Consider the following 16,382-nt stretch of genomic DNA (forward strand, 5'->3'; position numbering starts at 1 on the left):
GCCGATCGCGGGCGGTGGCCGCGGCGCCGGCGGTGACGCCGCCACCGGCCTGCCCGCCGGGCTGGGCCGCCGCGGCCGTCCGGGTCCCGCCGGCGGCCGGGGTGCCGTGGTTCTTCTGGAACCACGCGCCGCCCGCGAAGGCGCCGGCCGCGATCACGCCGCCGGCCAGCATCAGGGTCAGCCAGGGCAACTTGCGGCGCGGCGGGGCCGCCAGCTCCGCGGTGATGTCCCGGGCGTCCGGCGCGGTGGCCAGCAGCTCGGCGTACGCCGCGTTGCTGCCGGAGAGCGCGCCCGCGGCACTGACCGCGCCGACCGCGCTCACCGCGCCGACCGGGCTCACGCCCGCGTGCTGGGCGGCGCCCTCCGCGGTCGCCACGGCGGGCAGCCGGACCGTGTCGTCGGCCCGGACCAGGTCACTGTTGTTGGTAGGCATGGGCTCTGACTGCTCCCGCTCGTCTCGCTCGGTGATCATGACTGACCAGGGGTCGTTCCGGTGGCCATCGGGCGCCTCACTCGTGCCGCAGGGCGTCGATGGGCCGCAGCGAGGCGGCCCGGTTGGCCGGGTAGCTGCCGAAGAAGAGGCCGATCGCCACCGCGATCCCGAAGGCCCCGAGCACCGAGGACGGGATCACCACCGGTTTGATCCCGACCACGCTGAAGTGCGAACCGACGATCCCCGCGACCACCCCGAGCCCGGCGCCGATCACCGAGAGCAGGGTCGACTCGGTGAGGAACTGGCCCAGGATGACGCCCTTGGGCGCGCCCAGTGCCTTGCGGATCCCGATCTCCCGGGTCCGCTCGGTCACCGTGACCAGCATGATGTTGGTGATCCCGATCCCGCCGACCAGCAGCGAGATCGCGGCCACCGCGCCGAGCAGCACCGTGAAGGTCTTGCCGGTGCTCTCCCGGGCGGTGAGCAGCGAGGTCTGGTTGCTCACCCGGAAGTCGAGCTTGGTGGGGTCGGTCAGCGAGTGCGTCCCCATCAGGATCTGGGTGATCTCGGACTGCGCGGCCGTCGTGGTGTCGGCGGAGGTCGCCTGCACCAGGATCTGGCTGACCGAGCTGAAGCCGGTGAAGGCGTTCTGCACGGTCGGCAGCGGCGCGATCACCACGTCGTCCGGGTCGGTGAACCCGGTGCTGCCCTTGGCGGTCAGCACGCCCACCACGGTGAACGGGGTGCCGCCGATGCTGATGCTCCTGCCGACCGGGTCCTCGGTGTCGAAGAGCTGCTGGGCGGTGGTGGAGCCGAGCACCGCGACCTTGCGCGAGTTGAGCACGTCGTCGTTGCTGAAGTAGTCGCCGTGCTGGATCTTCTGGTTGGAGGTCTCGAAGTACGCCGGGTAGGTGCCGACGATCGAGCCCGGGGTGTAGGAGACGTCCCCGTACACCGCGGCGGCGCTGGTGGTGACCACCGGGGCGACCGACTTGATGTCCGGCGCCTGGCTCTGGTCGGCCAGCGCCTTGGCGTCGTCCACGGTGAGCTTCTTGACGGTGCTGCTGGTGCGCGCCCCGCCGGAGGTGCCGGCGGAGACGGTCAGCGAGTTGGTGCCCAGCGCGGTGATCGAGTTCTTCACCGCGACCGAGGAGCCGTTGCCGACCGCGAGCAGCAGGATCACCGAGGCGACGCCGATCAGCACGCCGAGCATGGTGAGCGCCGAGCGCACCTTGTTCGCCGCCAGGCCCGCGAGGGCGAAGCGGATCATCTGGAACAGCATCATCGTCGACCACCGATCAGTTCGCCCTGACCGCCGGGGCTCTGGTGCGCTCCGGCGAGCTGGGCGGCCAGCACCGGCGGGGGTCCGGCGACCGGTCCCTGCCGGACGTCGGAGATCACCTGGCCGTCCACGAGCCGCAGCACGCGCTTGGCGTGCGCGGCCACCTCGTCCTCGTGGGTGATCAGCACGACCGTTCGTCCGGTCGCGTTCAGCCCGTCGATGATCGCCAGGACCTCGCTCGTCGAGCGGGTGTCCAGGTTTCCGGTCGGCTCGTCGGCCAGCAGCATCGCCGGCGCGGTGACCAGCGACCGGGCGACGGCGACGCGCTGCTGCTGGCCGCCGGAGAGCTCGTTGGGCTTGTGGTCGGCCCGGTCGCCGAGTCCCACCAGCGCGAGTGCCGCCAGCGCGCGCTTGCGCCGCTCGGCGGCCCGCACGCCCGCGTAGGCGAGCGGGAGCTCGACCTGGGCGAGCGCGGTGGTGCGCGGCACCAGGTTGAACGACTGGAAGATGAAGCCGATCTTGCGGTTGCGCACCAGCGAGAGCTGCTGCTCGTCCAGGTGGCCGACGTCGATGCCGTCCAGCAGGTAGCGGCCGGCGGTCGGCACGTCCAGGCAGCCCAGGATGTTCATCAGGGTCGACTTGCCGGAGCCCGAACTGCCCATCACCGCGACGAAGTCGCCCTGCTCGATGTCCAGGCTCACGCCCATCGGCTCGCCGGTCTCCGGGTCGCTGGGCCCGCGCAGCGCGTGCACGGTCGCGTCGCCGTGGCCGTAGGACTTGGTGAGCCGGCGGACCTGGATGACCGGTGGCGTCGGCTGCCCGGCCGGCCGGCCCTCGTGCGGGCCGGACTCCTCCAGGCCGGCCAGGGCGTCGGCCGCGGCCGCTGCTCGGGACCGACGGCCGCGGGTACCGCGGGCCATCAGTTGCCGCCCCGCGCGCCGCCGCTGCCACCGCCGCCGGTGCGGGCACCGCCGCCACCGCCGAAGCCGCCGCCACCGGTCAGTCCGCCACCGCCGGGGAAGGCGCCGCTCGGGAACCCGTTGCTGCCACCGGTGGTCGCCGAGGCGATCTGCACCTTGTCACCGGCGTTCAGACCGGAGACCACCTGCACGGTGGAGTCACCGACCACGCCGACCGTCACGGTCACCCGCGAGGTGGTGCCGTCCGGCTTGACCACGGTCGCGGTGCGGCTGGTGCCGGTGCCCGCGAGCGCGGCCGCCGGGACCGAGAGCGCGTCGTCGGCCTCGCCGGTGACCACCGAGATGGTCGCGCTCAGGCCGGTGCGCAGCTTGCTGGTGTCGCCGGCGATCTGCAGCACCGCGCTGTACTGCACCGAGCCGGAGCTGCTCGAGGTGGGCAGCGAACTCACCGACAGCACCGAGGCGTTGAGCTTGGTGTCGGACTGCGCGTTGAGCGTGACGGTGGCCCCCTCGCCCTTCTTGAGCTTGAGCGAGTCGAGCTCGGAGAAGGCGGCGGTGACCTGCATGCCGGTCGGGTTGGTCAGCACGATGAAGCCGGAGGGCGTGCTGGACGTGGAGGAGCTGGTCTTGCTGCTCGACGTGCTGCCGCCGGAGCTGCCGGAGCCGGAGCCGCCCGAGCTGCCGGTGCTGCTCCCGGTGCCCGAGACGGTGTCGCCGACCTTGTTGGCGATGGAGGCGACCGTGCCGTTCTCCGAGGCGGTGAGCGTGGTGCCGCCGAGCGCGGTCTGCGCGTTGGTCAGGTTGGTCTGCGCGGTGGCGAGCTGCTGCTGGGCCTGCGTCACCTGCTGCTCGGCCTGGGCCACCTGGGCGTCGTCCACCTTGGTGGTGGTGACGGTGGTGTACTGCGGCGCGGGGGTCGCGGCGCGGCCGCCACCGGTGCTGCCGCCGGTGCCACCGCCGCTCGTGCCGCCGTTACCGCCACCGGTGGTGCCGGTGGTGCCGGCGCCGCCGGAGGTGTCGCCGAGCGGGGTGCCCGTGGTGCCGCCGGTACCGGTGCCGGTGCCGCCCGCCGCGCCGCCCGTGCCGGTGCCGCGGGTGGCGGTCGGGGACGGGGAGGTCGAGGGGCTCGGCGAACTGCTCGCGGAGGGGCTCGGGTTCGGCGAGGTCAGCGACGCCTGCACGGTGCCGTTGCCCTGCACCGGCACCTGGGTGGTCGTGGTGGTCCCCGCCTGGGCCTTGGTCAGGTTGGCCTGGGCGCTGGTCAGCCCGGCCTGCGCCAGGGCCACCGCGCCGTTGGCGGCGGTGACGGCCTGCTGGGCGTTCGAGGTGTCGACGGTGGCGAGCACCTCGCCCGCCGTCACCGTGTCACCGACCGCCACCTTGATCGCCGTCAGCTTGCCGCCGGTCACGAAGTCCTGCCCGGTGTCGGCAGGAGAGGAGAGGGTGCCGGATCCGGACACGGTGGCCAGGACCGTCCCCTTGGCCACGGTCGCGGTCCGGGTCGTCTGCTTGCTGGTGGCCGCACTGCTGGTGCTGTTCACCGTGGTGTAGGCCAGCGCGCCCCCCGCGAGGAGGGCCACGCCGAGCACTGAGTTGACGAGGACGGCGCCACGCCGTCGGGGGAGGACCTTCATAGCGCACAAGAGTCGCCCGGTGCTCTTGCGAAGTCCTGAGCGGCGGCTGGTGGTTTGCTGAATCGTGCGCGCCGGTCACCCCCGGACAGAACCGGACAGAGGGCCGCCCCCTTGGCCCGTTCCCAACACGCCGTTGGGACAACTCCCAGGGATTTCCCAGCCATCTGGTGCAGAGGCTTCACACCCCTCGGGTGTCCGGTTCGGCCCGCCCGGACGGGGGCCCGGAGAAACTTGCGGGGCGCGCACTATTGCGCACCCCGCACTTTTCACTAGAGTGGAGTCATGGCCAGCGAGCAACCGCAGGAGCGACCCGATCAGCCGCGACCCCGGGGCGCGGCCGGGCTGCGGGAGCGCAAGAAGCTGGCCACCCGGGACGCGTTGAGCTGGGCGGCGCTGCGCCTGGCACTGGAACGGGGGCTGGAGAACGTCCGGGTCGAGGAGATCGCGACCGAGGCCGGTGTCTCCCCGCGGACCTTCAACAACTACTTCTCCAGCAAGTACGAGGCCATCGTCTCCCGGCACGTCGACCGGACCCGGCGGAGCGCGGCGACCCTGCGCGAACGACCGGCCGACGAACCGCTCTGGGAGGCCCTGCAGTACGCCGCCCTGCCACCCTTCGAAGGCCCGGATCAGGCTCCCGACCCGAGCTGGACCAGCGCCCTGCGACTGATGCTCGCCGAGCCCGCCCTGCAGGGCGAGTTCCGGCGTGCCGCCCTGACCGCCGGCGCCGAGCTGGCGACCGCGGTCGCCGAGCGGACCGGCACCGACGTCGAGCGCGACCTCTATCCCCACCTGGTGGCGGCGGCCGTGCTGGCCGCCCAGCAGACCGCCAGCGACCGCTGGCTGTACGCCGATCCGCCGGTCCCGCTGACCCCGCTGGTGCGCGAGGCCCTGACCCTGCTGGCCGCCGGCCTGCCGGACCCCTCGGTCGGCCGCCCGCACTGACCCGGCTCCACCGACCGCGCCGCCTCACCGCACGTCCGGTCCCCCTCACACGTCACCGCACCGCCCCGCCCCTACCCACCCCTGCCCGGACACCGATCCGAGCGGGTCCGGGGCGCTGTCCGCCATGCCTTCGCACCCTTCGACAGAGGACTTCCGATGATCATGGACACAGATGTCGTCATCGCCGGCGGCGGCCCCAACGGGCTCATGCTGGCAGCCGAGTTGAGCCTGGCCGGCGTCCGGCCCGTGCTGCTGGAGCAGCTGGCCGAGCCCAGCCGGGCCCCCCGGGCCAACGGCCTGGTCGGCCAGGTGATCCGACTGCTCGACCACCGTGGCCTCCTCGAGCCGTTCGGTGGCGCCCCCGGGACCCCTCGGCCGGCCCCGCACCACGTCTTCGGCGCCTTCCCGCTCGACCTCACCGTGCTCGACACCAACCCGCTGCACACCCTGTTGTGCCCGCAGCTGCGGATGGAGCAGGTCCTCCAGGAACGGGCCGACACGCTCGGCGTGGAGATCCGCCGGGGGCACGAGCTGCTCACCCACACCCAGGACGAACAGGGGGTCACCCTCCAGGTCCAGGGCCCGGACGGCACGTACCGGTTGCGCACCCGCTTCCTGGTCGGCTGCGACGGCGGTCGCAGCACCGTGCGCAAGCAGGCCGGCATCGCCTTCCCCGGGGTCAGCGGGCCCGACGTCGTCTCGCGGACGGCGCACGTCACGCTGCCCGAGGCGCTGCTGGTACCGGGGACCGGCGAGCTCGACGTGCCCGGCTTCGGCCGGATCCGGCCCTTCACCCACACCCGCACCGAGCGCGGCGTGTTCGTCTTCGCGGCCGTGGAGCCCGGCAAGCCGCTGGTCAGCACCCTGGAGTGGGCCGACCCGGCCAGCGGCCCGGCGCCGCGGGAGCAGGACGGGGCACCGATGACCCTGGAGGAGCTCGCGGCCAGCGCGCACCGGGTCCTGGGCGTCGAACTGCCGCTCGCCGCACCGACCTCGGCCGGCCCGCACCTGCTGCGCCGCGTCCTGGGCGGCAACACCCGGCTCGCCGAGCGCTACCGCGAGGGGCGGGTGCTGCTCGTCGGCGACGCCGCGCACGTGCACTCCGCGGTCGGCGGACCGGGCCTCAACCTCGGCCTCCAGGACGCGGCCAACCTCGGCTGGAAGCTCGCCGCCGAGGTCCAGGGCTGGGCCCCGCCCGGCCTGTTGGACAGCTACCACGCCGAGCGGTACCCGGTGGGCGAGCGGGTCTTCATGCACTCGCAGGCGCAGAGCGCGATCATGGCGCCCGGTCCGGGGATCACCGCACTGCGCGTGCTCTTCGGCGAGCTCCTGCAACGCCCGGAGAACGTGCGGCACATCGCGGAGACGATGGCCGGCTCCGACGTCCGCTACCAGGCTCCGCCGGGCTCGCACCCGCTGGTCGGCCGGTTCAGCCCCGAGCTGTCCCTGAGGGTGGCCGGCACGGCCGTCCGCCTCGCCGAACTGCTGCGCAACGGACGGCCGTTGCTGCTCGACCTGGCCGGACAGGCCACGCTGACCGACCCGGCCGCACCGTGGCGGGACCGGGTGGACGTGGTCACCGCGACCTGCGAGGCCCCGCCGGCGGCCGCGCTGCTGATCCGCCCGGACGGCTACCTGGCCTGGGCCGCCGCGACCGACGCGCCGCCCGCCACGGCAGCCGCCCCGCTGCGGGAGGCGCTGGCGACCTGGTTCGGGCCGCCGACGGCCCCGTGACCCACCGGCCCTACGGCGTCAGCCGGTTCGGCCCGCGGAAGAGGAAGGTCGCCTCCCGCAGCGAGGGCAGCCCGAGCAGCACCATCACCACCCGGCCCAGGCCCAGCCCGAACCCGCCGTGCGGCGGGCAGCCGTAGCGGAAGCAGTTCAGGTAGTCCTCGATCGGGCCGGTGGCCATGCCCTTCTCCGCCGCCTGCCGTAGCAGCACGTCGTGCCGGTGCTCGCGCTGCGCGCCGGTGGTGATCTCCAGCCCCTTCCAGAGCAGGTCGAAGCTGGCCGTCACCTCGGGCTGCTCGCCGCGGCGCTGGTGGTAGAAGGGGCGGATGCTCGCCGGGTAGTCGGTGACGAGGACGAACTCGTGGCCGCTCTGCTCGCGCACGTACGCCGCCAGCGCGCGCTCGCCCTCCGGGTCGAGGTCCACCTTCTCGCCGCCCGGGTCCCAGCCGCGGGCCCGCAGGATCTTCTGCGCCTGCGCCATGGTCAGCCGGGGGAACGGCAGTTGCGGCACCGTCACGGTGACGCCGAACTGCTCCCGGATCTCCTCGCCGTGCCGCTCGGCCACCGCGGCCAGGGTGTGGGCGAGCATCCGCTCCTCGAAGTCCATGACCTCCTCGACGCCGGTGGTCCAGGCGAGTTCGACGTCCACGCCGGTGAACTCGGTGGCGTGCCGGGAGGTGAAGGAGGGTTCGGCACGGAAGACCGGGCCGACCTCGAAGACCCGGTCGACGCCGGCCGCGATCGCCATCTGCTTGTAGAACTGCGGCGACTGGGCCAGGTAGGCGCTGCGGTCGAAGTAGTCCAGCCGGAAGACCTCGGCCCCGGACTCCGAGGCGCTGCCCATCAGCTTCGGTGTGTGCAGCTCGGTGCAGCCCTCGGCGTGGGCGAAGGAGCGCATGGCCGCCTCCACCGTGCTCTGCACGGCGAGGAGCAGTGCGCCGGCCGGTCGCCGGCGCAGGTCGAGGAAGCGCCAGTCGAGCCGGTGCTCGATCCCGGAGCGCTCGTCGACCGGCAGCGGGCCCTCGGCCCGGGCCAGTACCTCGACCCGCTCCGGGACGATCTCCACGCCGTGCAGCCTGACGACCGGGTTGGCCACCACCGTGCCGGTGATCCGCACCGCCGACTCGACGGTGAGCGCGTCGAGTTCGGCCTCGATCGGGTCCGCCGGCCCGCCCCGCCGATGGGTCAGCTGGGCGGTGCCGGTGTGGTCGCGCACGAGGACGAACTGCATCGCGCGCTGCAGGCGCAGGGTGTTCACCCAGCCCGCGACGGTCACGGTCCGCCCCACGTGCTGGGCCAGGTCACGGACCAGGACGCGGCGCGGCACCGGCGGCGGGGACGCCGCGGCTGCCGGGAGGGGCGGGGTTGGCGGAGCCAGGGGGGTGGGGTGCGTCGGGTGGATCATCGCAGTCCTCCGGGGACGTCGGCTGATCCCTTGGAAGTACGGGCGAGAAGGGTGACTCGCGGTGCCACCGTACTTTCGCCGTCGCCGTGGAGGGCGGCGGCCTCATTGTGGGCCAACGCTCCGGAGTGTCTTCGTCCCGGGGTGCGAGTCCGCCTTCACAGCTGCCGGCGGCTCTCTCGGCTCGCATGGTCCCGCGACTACTCGTCTCCATCAGCGCGTTGCCGAGGAGCATAGGCAGGTCCGCGAGCCGCGGGCAAGGACATTGATGCCGGTCAGGGCGCCGGTCAGGCCCCGCACGCGCAGGCGGCGGTGTCGGTGTCGGTGGCGGCGTCGGTGTCGGCCGTCCCGGTGGCACCGCAGCAGGCGTCGCCGGCGTCGGTGGCGCTGCTGCCGAGCCGGTCGGCGTCCGCCTTGACGACGTAGACCTCCCACGGCTCCCGGCCCGGACCGTGCACCCAGACCTTGTCCTGCACCGCGTAGCAGCAGGAGGTGTCCCTCTCCTCGACGGTGGCCAGGCCGGCTCCGGCCAGCCGGCCGGTGGCGGCGGTGACCTGCTCGGTGCTGTCGACCTCGACGCCCAGGTGGTCGAGGCGGGTCTCCTCGCCGGCCGGGCCCTCGATCAGGACGAGCTTGAGCGGCGGCTCGGCGATGGCGAAGTTGGCGTAGCCGGGGCGGCGCTTGGCCGGCTCGGTGCCGAAGAGCTTGCGGTAGAAGTCGATCGAGGCGTCGAGGTCGGCGACGCGGAGGGCGAGCTGAACACGGGACATGGCGTTCTCCCCTGAGGCGATCCTGTATCGACATCTGTCGATACAGCCACCTTGCTCCCTGAATCGATGGATGTCAACATAGACGCATGTCGAATCTTGAACTCCAGGTCCTCGGTCAGGACGCCGCCCCGGGCGCCGGCCCGGGCACCGCCTGCTGCTGGCCACTGGTCCGCGAACCGCTGGACGAGGCGGCCGCCGTGGACCTGGCGAGGATGTTCAAGGCCCTGTCGGACCCGGTGCGCCTGCGGCTGCTCTCGCTGATCGCCTCGCACGAGGGCGGCGAGGCCTGCGTCTGCGACCTGGCCGGCCCCTTCGACGTCTCCCAGCCGACCATCTCGCACCACCTCAAGGTGCTGCGCGAGGCCGGACTGGTCGGCTCGGAGCGGCGCGGGACCTGGGTCTACTACTGGGTGCTGCCCGCCGCACTGGCCCGCCTCTCGGCGCTCCTCGACACCCCGGCGCAGGCCGGCACCGCCCTCCGGTGAGCGCCACCCCCACTCCCCGGGCCACCGACCGCCCGCACCCGCTCGGGCGCCGGGCGGCCGTCGAGTTCCTCGGAACGGCCGCGCTGGTCACCGTGGTGGTCGGCTCCGGCATCCAGGCCGCCGCGCTCTCCCCCGACCCGGGCGTGCAGTTGCTGGCCAACTCGCTGGCCACCGACTTCGGACTCGGCGTGCTGATCGTCCTGCTCGGGCCGGTGTCCGGCGCGCACTTCAACCCCGCGGTGACCCTGGCCGCCTGGTGGACCGGCCGAGGCCGCCCGGACGGTACCGGCCCGCGCGAGCTCACGGCCCACCTGGCCGCGCAGGTCACCGGCGCGGTCGGCACGGCCGGCGCAGTCGGCACGGCCACGGCCGCGACGGGGCTCCCGCAGGCGCCGTCTCAGTCGCCCTGACTCTCCCCCGAACGCCGCTTGGCGCTCCGGCGCTCCTGCCGCGCGGCGCGGCGCACCAACTCGCCGGCGGTGTGCGTCACGTTCGCGACGCCCCGCACCCAGCGGGGCCCGCCGCGCTCGGCCCACACCACGCAGACGCACCCCCCCACGGTGAGCGCCAGGACCCCGAGCAGCACCAGACCGGTCATGTTCCCCACTCCTGAACGCGCTTCCCGCAGTCGTTCGTACGGTACCGATGATCGTCCCAGACCTGGAGGAAAACCGCCATGAGCACTCCCGCCGTCCCGTCCGTGCTCTTCGTCTGCGTGCACAACGCCGGACGCTCGCAGATGGCCGCCGCCTTCCTCACCCACCTCGGCGGCGACCGCGTCCGGGTCCGCTCGGCCGGCTCCGCCCCCGCCGACACGGTGAACCCGGCCGTCGTCGAGGCGATGCTCGAGGCCGGCATCGACATCGGTGCCGAGACCCCCAAGGTGCTGACCACCGAGGCCGTCCAGGCCTCCGACGTGGTGATCACCATGGGCTGCGGCGACGCCTGCCCCTACTTCCCGGGCAAGCGCTACCTCGACTGGGTGCTGACCGACCCGGCCGGCCAGGGCGTCGCGGCGGTCCGCCCGATCCGCGACGAGATCGAGCGGCGGGTCCGCGGCCTGCTCACCGAACTCGACGTCCCGGCCGCGGGATGAGCGCCCGCACCGCTCCCCGGATCGCCGCGATGCGCCCCGAGCACGCCGAGCAGGTGCTGGCGATCTACCGGCACGGCATCGACGAGGGAGACGCCACCTTCGAGACCGTCGCCCCGAGTTGGCCGGTCTTCGACGCCGCGAAACTGCCCGAGCACCGGCTGGTCGCCCTCGACCCGGCCGGCCGGGTGCTGGGCTGGGCCGCGGTGACGGCGGTCTCCGACCGCTGCGCCTACGCGGGCGTGGTCGAGCACTCGGTCTACGTGCACCCGGACGCGCGGGGGCTCGGGGTCGGCCTCGCCCTGCTGAACGCGCTGGTGGCGTCCACCGAGGCCGCCGGGATCTGGACCGTGCAGTCCGGCGTCTTCCCGGAGAACACCGCCGGCCTCGCCCTGCACCACCGCGCCGGCTTCCGGACCGTCGGCACCCGCGAGCGCCTCGGCCGCCACCTGGGGCGCTGGCGGGACGTCGTGCTGATCGAACGCCGCAGCCCGAACGTGCGCTGAGCCCCGTCGGCGCCGCTACCCCGGCTGCCCTGGCTGCCCTGGCTGCCCCGGATCCGCCGGCGAGGACTCGTCGCAGCGGCGGCAGGCGCAGTCGGGCCAGGCGCCGGTGATCGGCCGCTGGTACGGCTCGCCCTCGCACACGTCGAGACGCGCGAGTTCGACGCAGTGGCCGGCGCCGGTGACCCGATACGTCCGCAGGGTCATCGCGCTGGTCCGGGCGGTCGTGGTCGGCGGCGGTTCGGCTCGCAGAGCGGGCAGTTCGGCCAGTCCAGTGGGCACGGTCTCGCCCCGGAGGATGCGGCCCGTGCAACGCGCGTGAGCAGCGATGTGGTCGGCGATCGCCTGGAGCGTGCCGACGCTGCACCCGCCGATCTGCACATGAACGCCGTCAGGCGTGCGGGTGAGCCGGCCGGCGGCCAGCGAGGCCAGCGGCGGCAGCCCGGCCACGGCCAGCGCGTCGACCATGGCGTCCACCGCCCGCTCGGCAGCGGCGAGGTCACCGTCCGCACACCTCCGTGAGGGCTCAAAGCTGCTGCTGGGCACGGGCACTCAGTCCTTCACGGAGCAACGTGGCGATCCCGGCGACCACCTCGGCCCTGGCCCGCCCGAGGTCCACCAGCACCACCCCGGTGAACGGCGACTGCCCGTCCAGGGCGACCGACGGCAACGCCAGATCGGCGGCGGCCAGTACGGATCTCAACTCCTGCGCGGCGTCCGTAGCTTCCCGCCGCGAACGGGCCATGACCTCCGAGAGCCATGAGCCCTCACTGCGCTCTGTCACTGCACGACTCCTCATTGTTGCCGTTTGCCCTCCAAGGATCGGCTCGTGTGATTACGATCGGAAGCGTTCCAACTTGACGGTGCGATCAGGTTGATTCGAAGGGATCATCATGAACGAGAAGGAAGTTGATCCTTCGTCATCTCCGGCTGCGGCCTTCGGGACGCAACTGCGCAGGTCGCGAAAGGCGAAGGGGCTCAGTCAGGGCGAGCTCGGGGCGATGATCAACTACTCGGACACGTACGTGTCGTACATCGAACGAGCGAAGCGACCTCCAACAAAGAAATTCGCGATGCGCGCGGACGAGGCGCTGGAGACGGGCGGGACGCTCGAGCTGATGTGGTGGGGAATCGGCCACACCGCGATGATCGAGGGCTTCCCGGAGTTCGCGACGAAGGAGGCGGAGGCAACGGCCATCAGGCTGTTCGCACTTGGCTGGCTTCCTGGTTTGCTGCAGACCAGGGAGTACGCGGAGGCGGTCGAGGCCGCCGTCGTCGGCCGCGGCACCATCTCCCAGGAGCAGGCCGTCGAGCGAGTCGACTTCCTCGTCGCCCGCCAGGAGAGGCTCAACCGGACCCCCGCACCGCTGGTCCACGCGGTCCTGGATGAGAGCTGCATCCGTAGCAGGGTCGGAGGCCCTGACGTCATGGACCGGGCACTGCAGCACTTGGAGGACCTGGCACAGCGGCCGAACGTCATCCTCCAGGTGGCTCCTTTCCATCTGGGCAGCCACCGACCCTTCATCCTGCCGCTGGCCCTCCTCACGCCTCGCGAGGGCGCTGTACTCGGCTACACGGAGACGCTCCAACGTGGCTTTCTGGAAAGGAATATCCAGACGATCGCCGCGTGGCGCAACGACTACGATCGACTCCAGGTTGAAGCGCTGTCCCAGGCTGCATCCGTGGAACTGATCCGCGCTGTACGGAAGGAGCTCCATCCATGAACTACGACCGTGACCTCACCGATGCTCGCTGGTTCAAGTCCAGTCACAGTGGCCAGGGCGGATCGTGCGTCGAGGTGGCCCCCGACTTCCCCGGCGTCACCCCGGTCCGCGACTCCAAGGACCCGCACGGCCCCGCCCTCGTCTTCCCCGCCACCGCCTTCGCCGCCTTCATCACCGGCGTCAAGGCAGGCACGCTCACCCCTTGAGGAAGGCCGCCACCGTCGCGCTGAACCAGGACGGGTCGTCGAGCCACGGGAAGTGGCCGGCGCCCGGCTGGACGATCAGTTCGTTGTGCGGGATCAGTGCCGCGATCTCGGCCGCCACGCGCGGCAGCGGGCCACCGTCCAACTCGCCGGCCAGTACCAGGACCCGCGCGTCCAGGCCGGCGACGGCGGCGCGGGTGGCGGCGGGGTCGAAGGCGTCGGCGGTGGCGTAGGCGTCCCCGGCCTCGTCGTTGCACTGGTCCATCGCGCTGGCCGCGTGGGCCTGCACGGCCGCGTCCCAACGGCCGTAGAAGAAGCGGTCGACGGCGTCCCAGTCCTCATCGGTGGCGGTGTCGGCCCAGACCGCCTCGTACGAGGCGAACGCGGCGTCGAACCACGGCTCGCCCGACCGCAACAGGGCCGCCGCCCGGCGGTGTTCCTGGGTGAAGTCGACGCCCAGGGCCCGCCCGCGCGCGGTCACCAGTGTCAGCGTGCGCACCCGCCGCGGGTGCGCGGCGGCGTACAGCAGGGCGAGGTCGCCCGCCGCCGAGTGCGCGAGCAGGTCCATCTGCTCCAGCCCCAGGTGCTCCCGCAGCGCCTCGACGTCGGCCACCTGCCGGTCGCAGCGGTAGCTCGCCGGGTCGGCGGGGACGGCGGAGTCGCCGGTGCCGCGCAGGTCCAGCCTGACCAGCGGGCGGAGCTCCGCGAGTCCGCCGAGGTCGCCGAGGTACGCGCTCGCGCGCATCGGACCGCCGGGCAGGCAGACCAGCGGCTCGCCCGCACCCTCCCCCACGAGGTGGTAGGCGAGTTCGGTCCCGTCGGGAGCACTGAAAGTGGGCATTGCGCCATCCTCAGGAGCAGCGGCCTTCCCCGGCAAGTGATTTGTTCGCTCCCGCCGGCGCCGACCCTCCCGGCGCCCGTCAGGTGGACGGCCTCGCCAGGTGGCCGACCACGGCAGCGACGTACGCGCCCCGGTCCCCGGCCAGTCCGATCGCGGCCACGATCGGGCCGTCACCGATCGGCTGGAGAGTACGCCGCCGGCCCGCCCAACGGGCGGCACCACGTTCACTCGTCCGAGTGAGCTTGCTGTCCCGCGCGCGCCATCGGTAGCAGGCTCTTGCTCGGCAGCCGGTCGCGCACCGCACCGGCCCGTCCCCCGAGAGCGACTTCCCCGGAGGCAGACATGGCGAACGTCCCGAACGACCGCAAGTACACCAAGGACCACGAGTGGGTGCTGACGACAGGGGACGGCCGGGTCAAGATCGGCATCACCGACTACGCCCAGAAGCAGCTCGGCGACATCGTCTTCGTCGAACTGCCCAATGCCGGCGACACGTTCGAGGCCGGGCAGCCGTTGGGCTCCATCGAGTCGGTCAAGTCCGTCTCGGAGGTCTACAGCCCGCTGGCCGGCACCGTCGCCGCCGTCAACGAGTCCCTGAACGACGAGCCCGAGGAGGTCAACTCCGATGCCTTCGGCAACGGTTGGCTCGTCGAGATCACGCTGTCCAAGGGCAGCACGACCGACGGCCTGCTGACGGCCGCGGAGTACGAGCAGTACATCTCCTCGGACGACTGATCCCGCGCCGGCCTGGAGGGTTGAGCCGGTTCAGCCCCCCAGGCCGGCGCCGTCCGGCCGGGAACCGTGACCGGAGAAGCCGGCGTCCACCCCAGAACGACGCACAAGATCGTCCGTGGGCGCGAGGGAGTTCACCATGACCGGCACAGCCACCCGCTACCTCTATCTCGTCCGGCACGGTGAGGCCCTGCCGGACGAGAGCGGTCTGACGGCGAACGGCCGCCGTCAGGCGGTGCTGCTCGGCCAACGCCTGCGGGACGTCCCCTTCTCGGCCGTCCACCACGGCCCGCTGCCCCGGGCGGCGCAGACCGCGCGCCTGATCGGGGAGCAGCTGAACGGCGTCCCCCTGCGGGTCTCGGACCTCGCCGGCGACTACGTCCCGGCCGTGCCGGCCCGGGAGGACCTGCCGGCGGAGGCCGCCGACCACCTGCTCCGCTTCGTCGAGCAGTTCCCGGCCGAGGAGCGTGAAGGCGGCCCGCTGCTGGCCCGCCGGGCAGTGGAGCGGTTCACCGGACCGGTGGACGGCGACGAGGATCGGCACGAACTGGTCGTCACCCACAACTTCCTGGTCGGCTGGCTCGTCCGGCACGCCATGGACGCGCCGCCGTGGCGCTGGCTCGGCCTCAACCACGGCAACGCCGCCCTGACGGTGATCCGGTACGCGCCGGACCGGCCGGCCTCCGTGCTCTTCTACAACGACATGCGGCACCTGCCCGCCGAGCTGCGCTGGACCGGCTTCCCGCCCGAACTCCACATCTGAGCGCCGTTCCCGGGGCCCAGTCACGCCCAGGATGCGCAACCAAACGGTTGCTCATACTGTGGCGAACGTGCAACCATCGGGTAGCGCATCCAACCGAGGGGGAGTCATCGTGGTTGCTGACAGCATCGAGCGCGAGATCGTCATCGCGGCGCCCGTGGAGCGGGTCTGGGAGGTGCTGACCCAGGCCGAGTTCCTGGGCGCCTGGTTCGGCACCGGCGGCCCCGCCGAGGTCGACCTCCGTCCCGGCGGCAGGATGGTCTTCGACCACGGGGTGCACGGCACCCTCCCGGCCCGGATCGAGCGGGTCGAGCCGCCCATGGTCTTCTCCTACCGCTGGTCGCAGGGGGCCGCGGGGGAGGAACCGGGCGAGGGCCGCGCCACCCTGGTCGAGTTCACCCTCAGCCCGGAGGGCGAGGGGACCCGTCTGCGCATGGTGGAGAGCGGGTTCGCCGACCTCGTCATGCCGCAGGAGGACCGCCGCACCCGGTACGAGCAGAACGGTGCGGGGTGGACGCGGAAGCTGCCCGAGCTCCGGCAGCACGCCGAGCGGCTCGCGGTATGACGCCCGAGGGCGACGCGGTCGACGACGTGCTGGGGGCGCTCGCCGACCCCATGCGCCGCAGGATCCTGTCCGTCCTGGCCGCCCAGGGGGCCGGCACTGCCACCACTCTCGCCGCCGAACTGCCCGTCAGCAGGCAGGCGGTGGTCAAGCACCTCGCGATCCTGGACCGGGCGGGCCTGGTGGCCGGACGGCGGTCCGGCCGCGAGGTCCGCTACGTGGTCTCCCCGCAGAGCCTGGAGGCCACGGCCCGGTGGATGGCGGGCCTGGCGGCCGAGTGGGACGTTCGACTGCGGGCGATCAAGCGGCTCGCCGAGTCCGGCACGGCCCCGGGCACCGACGCCGACGGGTGACCGCCCCGG

20 protein-coding genes and 2 pseudogenes are annotated in these 16,382 nt (G+C 72.9%); 12 read left to right on the top strand and 10 right to left on the bottom strand.

Annotated elements, in window-relative coordinates; all coding sequences use genetic code 11:
- The 4 genes and pseudogenes from ABD323_RS13890 to ABD323_RS13905 all read right to left on the bottom strand — a co-directional run.
- Positions 1-433, bottom strand: a pseudogene (locus ABD323_RS13890) (hypothetical protein); the annotation flags it as partial.
- A 76-nt stretch (positions 434-509) separates the two neighbouring features.
- The gene (locus ABD323_RS13895) at positions 510-1,703 is read right to left on the bottom strand and encodes an ABC transporter permease (RefSeq protein WP_344441787.1); all 1,194 of its coding nucleotides are present in this window, start codon (positions 1,701-1,703) and stop codon (positions 510-512) included.
- Between the two features lie 11 nt (positions 1,704-1,714).
- Complete coding sequence (locus ABD323_RS13900) at positions 1,715-2,635, bottom strand: ABC transporter ATP-binding protein (protein WP_344441789.1); 921 nt, start codon at positions 2,633-2,635, stop codon at positions 1,715-1,717.
- Positions 2,635-4,269 carry a permuted SH3 domain-containing protein gene (locus ABD323_RS13905; RefSeq protein WP_344441790.1) on the bottom strand — a complete coding sequence of 545 codons (1,635 nt, stop codon included), beginning with the start codon at positions 4,267-4,269 and terminating at the stop codon, positions 2,635-2,637. The genes ABD323_RS13900 and ABD323_RS13905 overlap by 1 nt, the downstream gene beginning before the upstream one ends.
- A gap of 282 nt (positions 4,270-4,551) precedes the next feature.
- On the opposite strand from ABD323_RS13905, the gene ABD323_RS13910 reads away from it, so the two are divergent.
- Both ABD323_RS13910 and ABD323_RS13915 read left to right on the top strand, forming a co-directional pair.
- Positions 4,552-5,214, top strand: coding sequence for a TetR/AcrR family transcriptional regulator (locus ABD323_RS13910; protein WP_344441791.1), 663 nt, complete (start codon positions 4,552-4,554; stop codon positions 5,212-5,214).
- Positions 5,215-5,376: 162 nt separating this feature from the next.
- A complete protein-coding gene (locus ABD323_RS13915) occupies positions 5,377-6,948 on the top strand; it encodes an FAD-dependent monooxygenase (protein WP_344441792.1) in 1,572 nt (523 codons plus the stop codon).
- A 10-nt stretch (positions 6,949-6,958) separates the two neighbouring features.
- Here ABD323_RS13915 and aspS read toward each other — a convergent pair whose 3' ends face one another.
- Together aspS and ABD323_RS13925 are read right to left on the bottom strand one after the other, a co-directional pair.
- Complete coding sequence (gene aspS / locus ABD323_RS13920; RefSeq protein ID WP_344441793.1) at positions 6,959-8,272, bottom strand: aspartate--tRNA(Asn) ligase; 1,314 nt, start codon at positions 8,270-8,272, stop codon at positions 6,959-6,961.
- A 362-nt stretch (positions 8,273-8,634) separates the two neighbouring features.
- Positions 8,635-9,117, bottom strand: coding sequence for an ArsI/CadI family heavy metal resistance metalloenzyme (locus ABD323_RS13925; protein WP_344441794.1), 483 nt, complete (start codon positions 9,115-9,117; stop codon positions 8,635-8,637).
- An 86-nt stretch (positions 9,118-9,203) separates the two neighbouring features.
- On the opposite strand from ABD323_RS13925, the gene ABD323_RS13930 reads away from it, so the two are divergent.
- Positions 9,204-9,602 (top strand): ArsR/SmtB family transcription factor, encoded by a 399-nt coding sequence (locus ABD323_RS13930; RefSeq protein WP_344441795.1) that lies wholly within the window; start codon positions 9,204-9,206, stop codon positions 9,600-9,602.
- Positions 9,599-9,988, top strand: a pseudogene (locus ABD323_RS13935) (aquaporin); the annotation flags it as partial. The gene ABD323_RS13930 and the pseudogene ABD323_RS13935, both read left to right, overlap by 4 nt.
- Before the next feature lie 11 nt (positions 9,989-9,999).
- On the opposite strand, the gene ABD323_RS13940 reads toward ABD323_RS13935, so the two are convergent.
- On the bottom strand, positions 10,000-10,200 hold the full coding sequence (locus ABD323_RS13940; RefSeq protein WP_344441796.1) for a hypothetical protein: 201 nt from the start codon (positions 10,198-10,200) through the stop codon (positions 10,000-10,002).
- Positions 10,201-10,278: 78 nt separating this feature from the next.
- Between ABD323_RS13940 and ABD323_RS13945 the strand changes: the two genes are divergently transcribed.
- A complete protein-coding gene (locus ABD323_RS13945; RefSeq protein ID WP_344441797.1) occupies positions 10,279-10,698 on the top strand; it encodes an arsenate reductase ArsC in 420 nt (139 codons plus the stop codon).
- Positions 10,695-11,201, top strand: coding sequence for a GNAT family N-acetyltransferase (locus tag ABD323_RS13950; protein ID WP_344441798.1), 507 nt, complete (start codon positions 10,695-10,697; stop codon positions 11,199-11,201). The genes ABD323_RS13945 and ABD323_RS13950 overlap by 4 nt, the downstream gene beginning before the upstream one ends.
- 15 nt (positions 11,202-11,216) lie before the next feature.
- On the opposite strand, the gene ABD323_RS13955 is transcribed toward ABD323_RS13950, so the two are convergent.
- Both ABD323_RS13955 and ABD323_RS13960 read right to left on the bottom strand, forming a co-directional pair.
- Positions 11,217-11,744 carry a hypothetical protein gene (locus ABD323_RS13955; protein ID WP_344441799.1) on the bottom strand — a complete coding sequence of 176 codons (528 nt, stop codon included), beginning with the start codon at positions 11,742-11,744 and terminating at the stop codon, positions 11,217-11,219.
- The gene (locus ABD323_RS13960) at positions 11,725-11,982 is read right to left on the bottom strand and encodes a hypothetical protein (RefSeq protein ID WP_344441800.1); all 258 of its coding nucleotides are present in this window, start codon (positions 11,980-11,982) and stop codon (positions 11,725-11,727) included. The genes ABD323_RS13955 and ABD323_RS13960 overlap by 20 nt, the downstream gene beginning before the upstream one ends.
- A 109-nt stretch (positions 11,983-12,091) precedes the next feature.
- Between ABD323_RS13960 and ABD323_RS13965 the strand changes: the two genes are divergently transcribed.
- Together ABD323_RS13965 and ABD323_RS13970 are read left to right on the top strand one after the other, a co-directional pair.
- Positions 12,092-12,922 carry a helix-turn-helix domain-containing protein gene (locus tag ABD323_RS13965; RefSeq protein ID WP_344441801.1) on the top strand — a complete coding sequence of 277 codons (831 nt, stop codon included), beginning with the start codon at positions 12,092-12,094 and terminating at the stop codon, positions 12,920-12,922.
- Positions 12,919-13,128 carry a DUF397 domain-containing protein gene (locus ABD323_RS13970; protein WP_344441802.1) on the top strand — a complete coding sequence of 70 codons (210 nt, stop codon included), beginning with the start codon at positions 12,919-12,921 and terminating at the stop codon, positions 13,126-13,128. Before ABD323_RS13965 ends, ABD323_RS13970 begins: the two co-directional genes overlap by 4 nt.
- Here the strand turns inward: ABD323_RS13970 and ABD323_RS13975 are convergent.
- Positions 13,118-13,966: an alpha/beta fold hydrolase gene (locus tag ABD323_RS13975; RefSeq protein WP_344441803.1), complete on the bottom strand. Its 849-nt coding sequence runs from the start codon at positions 13,964-13,966 to the stop codon at positions 13,118-13,120. The genes ABD323_RS13970 and ABD323_RS13975 overlap by 11 nt on opposite strands.
- Positions 13,967-14,308: 342 nt before the next feature.
- Between ABD323_RS13975 and gcvH the strand changes: the two genes are divergently transcribed.
- The 4 genes from gcvH (at position 14,309) to ABD323_RS13995 (ending at position 16,373) form a co-directional block, all read left to right on the top strand.
- Positions 14,309-14,701, top strand: coding sequence for a glycine cleavage system protein GcvH (gene gcvH / locus ABD323_RS13980; RefSeq protein WP_344441804.1), 393 nt, complete (start codon positions 14,309-14,311; stop codon positions 14,699-14,701).
- Positions 14,702-14,837: 136 nt separating this feature from the next.
- On the top strand, positions 14,838-15,461 hold the full coding sequence (locus tag ABD323_RS13985; protein ID WP_344441805.1) for a histidine phosphatase family protein: 624 nt from the start codon (positions 14,838-14,840) through the stop codon (positions 15,459-15,461).
- Positions 15,462-15,570: 109 nt separating this feature from the next.
- Complete coding sequence (locus ABD323_RS13990) at positions 15,571-16,023, top strand: SRPBCC family protein (protein ID WP_344441806.1); 453 nt, start codon at positions 15,571-15,573, stop codon at positions 16,021-16,023.
- A complete protein-coding gene (locus tag ABD323_RS13995; protein ID WP_344441807.1) occupies positions 16,020-16,373 on the top strand; it encodes an ArsR/SmtB family transcription factor in 354 nt (117 codons plus the stop codon). Before ABD323_RS13990 ends, ABD323_RS13995 begins: the two co-directional genes overlap by 4 nt.
- Positions 16,374-16,382: the final 9 nt, after the last annotated feature.

It is taken from the genome of Kitasatospora nipponensis, from assembly GCF_039528135.1.
GTDB lineage: Bacteria > Actinomycetota > Actinomycetes > Streptomycetales > Streptomycetaceae > Kitasatospora > Kitasatospora nipponensis.